We start from the raw sequence: 11169 nt of genomic DNA, 5'->3' as shown, positions 1-11169 counted from the left end.
ATGATAAATTTTTAAGCTAAAAGCGAGGGATGATACACAAATATTTATTAATTTTCAATTAAACTGGTTTTTGTGGGATTTTAAGCAATTACATACATAAATAAAAATTAATTGTCAATTAAATTTTAAAAATAAATTAATTTAATTAGTTTTAAAATTTAATAATTAGAAATTATAGAGATGCTAAAATTCCCTATGCAAGGATATATTATTAACATCACACGCGTAAAAGATGAAGACTTAATTGTGACTATTTTAACGCAAAATAGCATTAAAACGGTTTATAGATTTTATGGAGCACGGCATTCGACGATTCATTTAGGGTATAAAATAGATTTTGAAGCGATTTCATCTTTAAAATCCTCTCTTCCGCAACTAAGATCGATTCTTCATTTGGGAAATACTTGGAATATGGATCGTGAAAGGATGCTGATATGGCAGCCCTTTATGAGACTCTTTTATCAACATCTCAAGGATATTGCCGTAATTGATTCTTTCTATTTTGATCTCTTAGAATCATGCGCCCTTATCTGGCATAAGCAAAATCCAAAGCGTATTGTCATCGAGGCTTATATTAAGTTATTAGCATATGAAGGCAGGTTACATGATGATTTCATCTGTTTTAACTGCGATGAAAGTATTGAAAGTGATTTAACGCTCGTTCGAGGTTTTTTACCAGCACATAAAACATGTGCTTGGAATCAGACATTTGATCTTTTACATGTAAAAAAACTTTTTGAAGAGCAAAGTACCATAGACTTAGATAATGAACAAATCGAAGTACTATGGAAAATTGTCTTGGAAGGGTTTTAAAGCGGTTAGGTAAAGCCTAATAACCTATTTCTGAAGCTTGTTTCTTTTAGAGCATTAATACCGTTATATACTAACGCTCTAAAAAGCGCTCATCGCTAAAGCTGGAGGTTTGAATGTTCTCAAACGCTTTTTTCAATGAAACAAATAAATCAGGATTTTCTTTTTCCATCTTTGAGAGCATCTCTTTCGTTTGCGCACGCATGACAGGCATTTTTACATCAAAACGCATGGCAGGACATGCTTCATCTCCAATAACAGGCATTTTTGCATCTTGGGCGCAATCACGCAATTGGCGTTCACGTACGTGAATCAATGGACGAATCACTAATAAGCCATTTTGAGCTCTATAAATAGGTGGCATCGAACGAAGTGCTCCATTGTGTGAAAAGTTCATAAAAAAGCTCTCTGCCGCATCATCAAGGTGATGTGCCAATGCTAATTTTTCATAGCCATTATTGAGCGCATAGGTATAAAGTGCACCTCGTCTCATACGTGAGAAAAAGCTACAAAAAGAGGAGTTTTCACGAATTTTATCTTGCGCTAAATCAAAAATCTTTGTATCGACAATCTCGTGGTCGATTTCGTGCTCCAAGCAGTGCTGATGCAGTGTTTGTAAATCTTCACCCATACCATACGCAATGGTAACGGCCTTAAATTCAAAATCAAAGGGAGCAACACGTTGCATATGTTTTAAAATATGTGCGAGGCTGAGTGAATCTTTGCCGCCACTCAGTCCTAACAAAATTTTATCACCTTCGCCTATCAAATGATAGTGTGCATTGGTACGTCCAGCGATTCGTAAAAGCCGTTTACTAATTTCAATCATGGCAGAGTTCATCCAACATAGCAATAATAAATTGTGCACTCTCTTTTGCCGAACTTACTAAAAATTCATCAAAACTAAAACCTGCATCCATATCAGCCGCATCACTGATGGCTCTTAGAACACAAAAAGGAATTTTCAGAGCATCACACACAACAGCGACAGAAGCACCTTCCATTTCTGTAGCATCAGCATTAAAGGTAGAATGAATCCACTCTTTTTTGACCGTGTCACAGATGAATTGATCACCCGTAGCGATAATACCCTCAAGTAATTTAATCTTCTGTGCTACAGCAACTTTCTTTGCTAGTGCAGTAAGCGTTGCATCTGTTTCAACATACACAGAACCTTCTGGCACATATCCATGAGGATGACCAAACGCTGTAATATCAAGATCGTGCTGAGCCAACTTGGTAGCAACAAGTAAATCGCCGACTTTTAGACGAGGATTCAGTGCTCCAGCAACACCGGAGAAAAGAAGTTTTTGTGCTCCAAATTTTTCAATGAGTGTTGATGCGGTAAGACTTGCATTTACTTTTCCAATCTTACTATACGCGATAACTAAATCTAACCCTTTGTATGTCGTTGTATAATAACGATTCTTAGCAAATTCTATCTTTTCATATTTTCCAAAAAATTCTAAAAGGGGTGTAATCTCTTCGACCATTGCACCCATAATTGCTATTTTCATTTTTTACCTTTACAAAAGTGCAAGCACTTCTTCTAGACTTTTCATGTCTGTAATGCTGTGTGTTGGTTTTTGTGTAATACGCTTGTTAAGTCCTTTTAAAACAGAGCCGCCAAATTCAATAAAAAAGTCTATAGAATCTTCTACATGTAAAATAGACTGTTTGTATTTTACAGGTGAAATAAGCTGTTCTGAAAGCAGCTTTTTCGCTTCTGCTTTACATTGGTATTCACTCGCAGTCACATTGGATATTACAGGCGCTGCAAAGCTCTCTTTGAGCCATTTTTCTAAGTAAATTTCTAAATGAGACTGTGCAGAACTTAAAAGGGGACAGTGGCTTGCAACTGACATTGGAAGAAGAACTGCTTTTTTGGCACCGGCTTCTTTAAAAAGTGGTTCAAGCGAAGCTAAATCATCTTTATTACCGGCAATAACGATTTGCCCATCACCATTATAATTGGCTGCCCAAACTTTTTTTCCTAACTCTCGCTCTTTACATGTAATCATCTCGACACTAGCATCATCCAGCCCTAAAAGAGCCATCATGCCTGCATTGATACCTTCACACGCTTCTTTCATAAAAAGACCTCGTTTGTGAACCAATTCAACAGCATCAAGATAATCCATTGCGCCAGCAGCGCTCAAAGCTGAAAACTCACCTAATGAATGTCCAAGAACCGCCTTGGGAGTTGTGTTAATATGTTCTGTAAAAAGACGATGTGCAATTAAACTGACAAGTAAAATGGCAGGCTGTGTAAATTCCGTCTGCTCAAGTTTATCATTTTCCTCAAACAGGAGGGCAGTAAAATCAAATCCAACACGCTCACTGGCCTGGGCCATCATCTCTTTAGCAATGGATGAATTATCATAAAAATCTTTACCCATGCCAATTTTTTGACTTCCTTGCCCAGGAAATATATAGATACTATTATTCATTGAGTAGCCTTTATCTTTTTACATGTAATTACTTATTCACCAATAAGTACAACACGTTAGTCTATTTTTAATCTATCTTTATAATCGTTGATTTTTTTACGAAGCGTATTTCGATTGAGTCCAAATTTTTCACTGATAGCAAGTTGTGAGCCAAATTTAGAATATCCACTTTTAATCATGGGAACATCAAATAAATACAGAAGATCACGATAGTCATTTCTACCACCAATACGATGTGATAAAAAACGCTCCATCATGGATAAAATTTCCTCTTCACCAAAGGAGTTCATCAAATAAGCATTATAGACTGAACGTCTAAGAGAATAACAATTTTTACTTAAATCAGGTATGATCTCATCAAGAGAGGGAATTTCACCAAATGCACCATCAAACATGATTTGTGCTTCCAGTGCAAATTTTTCCATTAACGGGAAGATATCTTCTTCGCGTTCTCTTAATGGAGGAATAACAACTTTTAAACTAAAAAATTCATCCACTAAGGGTTCACTGACAGGTAAATTGGACGTAGCAATAATTCTTGTTTTATGAACATCTAAAGCAACTTTGAGCTTTTTATAATTGGTAATTTTATGGAAATTTTTCACAATAAGGCTGTGGTTCGTTTCAATTAAAGCTAAGAGCTCATTAAACGAAGCCGCATCAACCACAGGTGCAGAGATAATATGTTTAGCAAGCGTTTGTTTGCCAACACCACTTTCGCCAAGAATCAGTGCATTAATCGTTACACTTTTAAGTAAATTGGCAGATTTAAGAGCCTCCATTGAGGCTCTTGATTTTGCTATAAAATTAGTGTGATCCACAGCATCCGCCACCATGTGAGTGACTCTCACCGCCGCAGCATCCACCTTCACCATGTTCATGGTCATGACCATGTCCGCCGCAGCATTCATCGTCATCGTGTTCATGTGAACCGCATCCACCTGCGCCGCATCCACATCCACCCTGTCCACCACCAACATAACCATTTAAGATTTCATCAGGTGTGGCATCTCTTACTTCATTCACGGTAATTGCAAACAATAAATCTTGACCAGCTAAAGGATGGTTAAAATCAATTTCAACGTTTTCATCATTAAAACTTTTAACGACAACTTGAACCGTTTCGCCATGCTCACCTTGACCATAAAGTGTCATACCAATTTGAAGCTCAAGTCCAGCAAATTGTTCTTTGGGTAATGTTTGCACAGCATTTTCATCATAAACACCATATGCATCAGCCGCTGCAACTTTAATGTCAGCGCTATCGCCAGCTTTAAGCTCTTTAATTTTTTCTTCTAGTCCTGGAATAATTTGACCTTTTCCAACAATAAAAGACAGAGGTGCACCATTAAGATTACTATCTAAAATCTCACCATTATCAACATTTTTTAGTTCATAATGGATAGATACTACTTGATTATCACTAATACTCATCTATTCTCCCTTCATTTATAAACGAAAGATTGTAGCATAAATTAGTTGTATATGCCCTTAGATAGAACTGTTAAGTCTATTTTTTGTGCAAAGAAGTGTATAAAAAAAGTTATTTAACTTTTTTCGCTTCAGGTGAATTAGGATAGTTCTCTTTTAAAGCCTTATAAAAAGCCTGTGCTTCTTTTGTCTTCCCGAGTTTTTCAAATGAAGAACCTGTATGATAGAGAAGTGTAGGTGTATAAGATGCTTTATCAAAAAGAGCAATACTGGTCTTATAATGCTCAATAGCAGATGCATACGACTTTTGAGCATAAGATATCTCACCCATCGTATAATTAACTTTTGCTGGTTTATAGTTTCTATTTAACAATTCAGTATACAAAGCATTTGCATCAGAGTATGATTTTTTTTCATATAAATCATCTGCCTCTTTTAACAGCGTTGCGCTATCTTGTTTACTTAAATCTTTAGATGAAACTGTTTTTTCTTTACTAGTATCTTTTTTAGTAGTATCGGATGCTGAAGCTTTTGAGGAGGTTTTACTACCATGTACTTCACTGGCTAATTGATCAAATTTGTCTTTAGGTACATAGTTTTTATTGATAGAGTCAATTAAAGAGCCAAGTTCACCAAGTACTGCTTTAATTTTTTCTTGATTGTCATTCTGGATTTTTCGATTCTCTTCCACATAATCTTTAAGTTTTTGATTCTCTTCTTCCATTTGTCGAATGCGTTCATCTTGCTTTGCAATTTTTGTTGCATAACTATCTACGACAGAGCGCATACCTTCGTATTGTTCAGAAACAGAGCTGAGTTCTGCTTTGACTGTACCAACACTTTCATTGAGATTGGAAACTTTTTGATTGTTTTGAAGAATTTTTTTCTCACTAGGACTTAAACCATAAGGAGTAGGACTATTGAGATCACCGGCACCGTAAGCTGAGGGTTCATCCGATAGCGCTACCAAAGGTAGGAGCGCTATCGAAAATAAAAGAATCTGTTTTTTCATAAAAGCAGAGATTATGGAAGAATTTTAAATTCTGCTCTTCTGTTTTTAGCCCAACACTCTTTATTGTGCTCATTACATGCAGGATTGCTTTCGCCATAACTTACAACTGTAAGTCTATCAGCACTGATACCTTTTGCAACTAAGCCATCTTTTACACTTTTAGCACGTTTCAAACCAAGTGCATAGTTGTATTCATCTGTACCGAATTCGTCACAGTTACCTTCAACTTTGATTGAAAAACCTTTTGCTTCTTGAGAGTTAAACAATGCAGCATCAGCATCAATGTTTGCTTGTTGATCTTTACGTACATTGTATTTGTCAAAATCAAAATAGATTTTTTTAGAGTTAGCTTCTAAAGAAGCAATTAATTTTTGAAGTGCACTCATACCATCGTTAACACTAGCACCTTTTGTGTCGCTAACGTTGCTTTTTGTCATATCGACTTCTGGACTTTTTTGGCTACAACCTGTTAGAACCAAAACCGCTACCGCTAAGCTTGTTAAAGCTAATTTACCCATTATTAGATCCTTTGTAAAAGTTCAAGATTAAAAACTTCGGAATTATATCATATTTTTTCAAAAAAATTACCAATCTAATGACTGTAATTTACCAGTTTTGAGTGGAAAATGATACGTTTTGTTAGCATTTAGGCGAATGATGCCTAAAGCACTCTGATGCTGAAACTGTTTTATAAACATAATTGTATCTGGATCTTTGGCAAATCGTGGAAAAAGATTCTCTCCTGTTGCTGTTAATTGTCTAAGATAATCTGTTTTTGTTGAAATCAAATAGAGGTTAAATGTATTTCTTCCAAACTCACTTTCTGCTTCACGGCTTGAATAAACAATATAATTGTCATAGGCAGATGCTGAGTTATTGTTTTTTCCATGATAGACCATTTGCTCAACATTTTTATCGTACAATCCTTGTGCAAAAACATTAGGATAGCCTAAACGATCTGAGATAAAAACAATTCTTTGATCATTATCAATAAAATTTCCATTAACATCAATACCGGAATACTCTGTTATTTTTGTGATTTTATGTGTTGCTATATCGTATAAGAAGATATCTGTTTGATCCTTGGGCGCCATTGTAAGCAGTAATTTTCTTCCATCATGTGAAACATCGGAACAGACAACCATACCAGGGCTCGATATAATACTGCGGCGACTTCCATCTTTTAAATCGAGTTTATAAACAGTTGGTTGCACTCCATTATACGATGTATAATAAAATGCACTTTGTTCTTTATTGGCCCATTTTGGGAAAATATTAAGACCGCCTGTTACCATTGTTTTCTGATACGTCAATGTATAGTCTGAAATGACAATTTCACTCTTTTTGGCTTCCGTATATTTTGCAAAAACAACAGACTGTTCCATCCATTGCACCGTAGGCGCACCTACTTGGTCATTAACATCAACAACGATTTTGTGAGATAAAAAAGGATAACGTTTTTTATCATTAAGCGTATACGCTTTTTCAAATGTTGTAGCACCTGTTTTTGCATTGATTAATTTTACATTAGCTGAAACATTATTGAAGTCTTGATTCATGCTAAAGCGTAAAATCATATCTACCTTTTTATCCGATAGAAAATTTTCAAGTGGTCCACCTTCATAGCTACTTTGTAGATACTCATCTAACACATTAAAATGACTACTTACGCGAAGGTCACCAGCAACTAACTTAAAAAAGCTTCTTCTTAATTCAAAGTCTGCATTTTTAGGACTTGCATCTTGAATAGCAATTTTGGGTAATACGTCAATTTTCTTAACAATCTCTACCGTTGCATCCGCAGCAAACGAAAAAATTGCAGTACAGATAAGTACAACTATTTTTTTTAGCATTTTTTACTCCAATATATCTTTAAATTCCACTTGCATCTCGAATAAAGGTCCTTTTTCATATTTTGGGAACTCTACTCCCTCCATTGCTTTTAGGAACTCTTTGAGTTTCGTGTTAAACTCATTATTATAAGACAATGAAACTATTTTATAACTAAAAACACCTCTATCACTTACTTTAATAACTACTTTAGCAACATTACCATTTTCAGTATCGACAGTTTTTTGCCAATTTTCTTCTAAAATTTCTTGTACTTTACCAATAAAAGGATCATATTCTCCTCCTTTTTTGGTATCAATCATATGCTTTTGTTCAGAGAAATTCAAAGAATTAGCAATTTTTGACGCTACGTTTTCACTCTTTTCTTTAGTCTCTTCAACTTTATTAGGTTTGATTCTCGTAGGCTGCTTTTGGTCTTTTTTCTGTTCTTTCGCATCAGGAGGTAATTTAGATGTGTTAATATCTTCGAATAGACCTCTTAGTGATTGGCTTTTTACCGTTTCTTTAGGAGAGGAAGCAACAACTTTCTTCTCTTCTGCAGGTTTTTCAAGAGGCTTTTCAACAGGTTTTTTGACTTCTTCTTTTTTACGCTCTTCTTTGAGTTTTTCAGAATCATTTTTTTTACGCTCAACCAATGCTACATTCATTGGGTCTTTATTTGATGTATAGTTTTTGATGACATCTTTTTGTTGAGTGATAATATAAGCAAAAAGAACAAGAAGAAAGATATATAAGAGGATGGACATTGCCCATCCTAAAGAGGCATATTTATTGACGCTTGACACGGGACTATCCGTTCGTTTCTAACGAGACATTAGTAAACCCTGCTTGTTTTATAGTTTTAAGAACGAACATAACATCTTTATACGATAAACCTTCATCTGCTTTAATATAAACAATACTTTTTAAAGGATATTTACTTTTTTGCATTGTAAAGCTATCAGGAAATTCTGCTAGTGAAAAACTATCATTTTTGAGATAAACTTTTTTATCTTTTGTGACGCGTATTTCAAGTTCGGGGAGTTTACTTACGACAGAGGATTTACTGCCATCTGGCAACTTAATAACTTCTTCATAGACCAATGCTGGTGTCGTCACCATTAAGATAGCCAGAAGAACCAGCATAATATCAACTAAAGGGGTGATATTTAACTCTGGTACTTCATCTAATTGACTCATCATTAGCTATCTCTTTTCAGTTCATTGGCAGAGAGTAAGATATCAACTTCTCTTTGAACATAAACAATCACTTCATAAGCTTTGCGTCTTAGAAAAAGATTGGCACTATATGCTGGAATTGCAACAAAAATTCCTGTTGCTGTTGCAACAAGTGCTTCACTAATTGCTGGGGCGATAACACCCAAAGATGCACTTCCTGATTGTCCTAAACCGCTAAATGTCTGTAAGATGGAAACGACGGTTCCAAAAAGACCAATAAAAGGTGCAGTAGAAGCAATAATAGAAAGCATCCAAAGACCACTGGTAGCATTTTTTTCAGCTACATTTTTACAAACATTTAATAATTTTTCTGATGCACCAGCAGGATGAGAACATTTTCTTAAAATAGAATCATCGCGCACATTTTTTGCACCCATTAACATTGACTCCAGAGAGCTTTTTTCAATCGAGAGCCAATGATTTAAATAAAGATGTCTGCTAAATAAAATTCCAAAGGTAATCACAAAATAAGTGGATAACCAAATCAAAATAACCCATGTAAAAAAACCACTTCTTGCGAAGTAATTCAAAAACAAATCAAAAGATGACATAAGATTTAAAACTTCCTCGTTTTTGCGATGGATTCAATTTTAGCTGTAGCAATGGCAATAGCAATATCTGAATCACTAATGCTTTCAAGAAGCTTCTTTGCTGCTTCAAGGGATTGGGCTACTTCACTTTCACTGCTTCCGCCAATGGAGACTGCACCATCAGCTAATACTTTTACAGAATTTTCATCAACTTTAACATGTCCCCAATTAATAGCAACCACATCATGATTTCCATCTTTAAGTTCAATGTCAATAACACCTGCTTGCAAAAGTGTTACTAAAGAAGCGTGGTTTGGTAAAACACCAAACTCACCCTCTTTTCCAGGAAGCGTAACACTCTTTACATCGTTGGCAAAAATTTGCCCCGTTGGGGTCACAATTTCCAATTTTAATGTATTCATTTTTTAACCTTATCGCTTCTTAGCTTTTTAGTTTTGCAGCTTTCTCAATAACTTCTTCAATGCTACCTACCATATAGAAAGCAGCTTCTGGTAAATCATCATATTTACCTTCTAGAATACCTTTGAAACCAGCGATAGACTCTTCTAATGTAACGTATTTTCCAGGGCTACCTGTAAATACTTCTGCAACGAAGAATGGTTGTGAAAGGAATCTTTCAATTTTACGAGCACGATCAACGGTTACTTTATCTTCTTCACTAAGTTCATCCATACCAAGAATTGCAATAATATCTTGTAAATCTTTGTATTTTTGAAGTACCGCTTGTACACCACGAGAAACGGTATAGTGCTCATTACCTAAAATTTCAGGGTTTAACATACGAGAACTTGAATCCAATGGATCAACCGCTGGGTAAATACCTTTTTCTGCAATCGCACGGTTAAGTACGGTTGTTGCATCTAAGTGCGCAAATACAGTCGCAGGTGCTGGATCGGTTAAGTCGTCTGCTGGTACATAAACAGCTTGAACAGAAGTAATAGAGCCTTTCTTTGTTGATGTAATTCTCTCTTGGAATTTACCCATTTCGCTTGCAAGCGTTGGTTGATAACCAACGGCTGAAGGAATACGTCCAAGAAGTGCAGACATTTCAGCACCCGATTGAGAGAAACGGAAAATGTTATCGATAAACATCAAAACGTCTAGTCCCATTTCATCACGGAAATACTCAGCCATTGTAAGACCAGTAAGGGCAATACGGTTACGTGCTCCTGGAGGCTCGCTCATTTGACCATAGCATAGGGCAACTTTATCCAAAACGTTCGAATCTTTCATCTCATGGTAAAGGTCATTTCCTTCACGAGTTCGCTCACCAACACCTGCAAATACAGAATAACCACTGTGTTTAAACGCAACGTTGTGAATAAGCTCCATAATAATAACGGTTTTACCAACACCCGCACCACCGAAAAGTCCTACTTTACCACCTTTCGCATAAGGAGCTAAAAGATCAACAACTTTAATACCGGTTTCAAAAATTTCAGATTTTGTACTTTGCTCTTCAAATTTTGGTGGTTCTCTATGGATTGACCATTGTGTTTTTCTAGAAACATCAGCGCCTTGGTCAATAACTTCTCCGACAACATTAAAGATACGTCCTAATACTTCTTCACCAACAGGAACTTGGATAGGATTACCTAATGCTTTAACTTCAATACCTCTTGTGAGACCTTCACTCATATCCATCGCAATTGTTCTTACACGGTTGTCGCCAAGATGTGCTGCTACTTCAAGAATTAACTTTTGTTTCTTGCCTTCTACTTCATAATTCACTTCAATCGCTTCATTGATTTTAGGAAGGTAGCCATTAAAATCGACGTCAACAACTGGACCCATAATCTGGCTAATTAATCCATTCATTGAATATTCTCCTTTTATTTTTTGCAAA

The 11169-nt window shown here is 35.7% G+C and carries 14 protein-coding genes; 1 reads left to right on the top strand and 13 read right to left on the bottom strand.

Features of this window, described 5'->3' with window-relative positions; all coding sequences use genetic code 11:
* Positions 1–195 precede the first annotated feature (195 nt).
* Positions 196–813 (top strand): recombination protein RecO, encoded by a 618-nt coding sequence (gene recO / locus AC5SLP_RS02545; RefSeq protein ID WP_495253871.1) that lies wholly within the window; start codon positions 196–198, stop codon positions 811–813.
* A gap of 70 nt (positions 814–883) precedes the next feature.
* Here recO and AC5SLP_RS02540 read toward each other — a convergent pair whose 3' ends face one another.
* The 13 genes from AC5SLP_RS02540 to atpD all read right to left on the bottom strand — a co-directional run bounded on the left by AC5SLP_RS02540 (position 884) and on the right by atpD (position 11141).
* Positions 884–1639 (bottom strand): PP-loop family protein, encoded by a 756-nt coding sequence (locus AC5SLP_RS02540; protein WP_495253554.1) that lies wholly within the window; start codon positions 1637–1639, stop codon positions 884–886.
* Positions 1632–2327 carry a 5'-methylthioadenosine/adenosylhomocysteine nucleosidase gene (locus AC5SLP_RS02535; RefSeq protein WP_495253553.1) on the bottom strand — a complete coding sequence of 232 codons (696 nt, stop codon included), beginning with the start codon at positions 2325–2327 and terminating at the stop codon, positions 1632–1634. Before AC5SLP_RS02535 ends, AC5SLP_RS02540 begins: the two co-directional genes overlap by 8 nt.
* 9 nt (positions 2328–2336) lie before the next feature.
* Positions 2337–3260, bottom strand: coding sequence for an ACP S-malonyltransferase (fabD, locus tag AC5SLP_RS02530; RefSeq protein WP_495253552.1), 924 nt, complete (start codon positions 3258–3260; stop codon positions 2337–2339).
* A gap of 56 nt (positions 3261–3316) precedes the next feature.
* Positions 3317–4186 (bottom strand): sigma 54-interacting transcriptional regulator, encoded by an 870-nt coding sequence (locus AC5SLP_RS02525; protein WP_495253551.1) that lies wholly within the window; start codon positions 4184–4186, stop codon positions 3317–3319.
* The gene (locus tag AC5SLP_RS02520) at positions 4068–4694 is read right to left on the bottom strand and encodes an FKBP-type peptidyl-prolyl cis-trans isomerase (RefSeq protein ID WP_495253550.1); all 627 of its coding nucleotides are present in this window, start codon (positions 4692–4694) and stop codon (positions 4068–4070) included. The genes AC5SLP_RS02525 and AC5SLP_RS02520 overlap by 119 nt, the downstream gene beginning before the upstream one ends.
* 109 nt (positions 4695–4803) lie before the next feature.
* Entirely contained in the window at positions 4804–5703 is a 900-nt protein-coding gene (locus AC5SLP_RS02515) for a tetratricopeptide repeat protein (RefSeq protein WP_495253549.1), read from the bottom strand.
* 11 nt (positions 5704–5714) lie between these two features.
* Positions 5715–6221: a peptidoglycan-associated lipoprotein Pal gene (gene pal / locus AC5SLP_RS02510; protein WP_495253548.1), complete on the bottom strand. Its 507-nt coding sequence runs from the start codon at positions 6219–6221 to the stop codon at positions 5715–5717.
* A 66-nt stretch (positions 6222–6287) separates the two neighbouring features.
* On the bottom strand, positions 6288–7556 hold the full coding sequence (gene tolB / locus AC5SLP_RS02505; protein WP_495253547.1) for a Tol-Pal system protein TolB: 1269 nt from the start codon (positions 7554–7556) through the stop codon (positions 6288–6290).
* 3 nt (positions 7557–7559) lie between these two features.
* Positions 7560–8201 (bottom strand): TonB C-terminal domain-containing protein, encoded by a 642-nt coding sequence (locus tag AC5SLP_RS02500; protein WP_495253546.1) that lies wholly within the window; start codon positions 8199–8201, stop codon positions 7560–7562.
* A 142-nt stretch (positions 8202–8343) separates the two neighbouring features.
* Positions 8344–8736, bottom strand: a complete 393-nt coding sequence (locus AC5SLP_RS02495; protein ID WP_428733795.1) for an ExbD/TolR family protein — start codon at positions 8734–8736, stop codon at positions 8344–8346.
* Entirely contained in the window at positions 8736–9323 is a 588-nt protein-coding gene (locus AC5SLP_RS02490; RefSeq protein ID WP_495253545.1) for a MotA/TolQ/ExbB proton channel family protein, read from the bottom strand. The genes AC5SLP_RS02495 and AC5SLP_RS02490 overlap by 1 nt, the downstream gene beginning before the upstream one ends.
* Before the next feature lie 5 nt (positions 9324–9328).
* Positions 9329–9724: an ATP synthase F1 subunit epsilon gene (atpC, locus tag AC5SLP_RS02485; RefSeq protein ID WP_495253544.1), complete on the bottom strand. Its 396-nt coding sequence runs from the start codon at positions 9722–9724 to the stop codon at positions 9329–9331.
* Between the two features lie 19 nt (positions 9725–9743).
* Complete coding sequence (gene atpD, locus AC5SLP_RS02480) at positions 9744–11141, bottom strand: F0F1 ATP synthase subunit beta (protein ID WP_495253543.1); 1398 nt, start codon at positions 11139–11141, stop codon at positions 9744–9746.
* Positions 11142–11169 lie beyond the last annotated feature (28 nt).

The organism is Sulfurospirillum sp. E15m (genome assembly GCF_059415145.1).
Note: the sequence above shows the minus strand (reverse complement) of the source record. Positions and strands in the feature narration are given on the sequence as shown.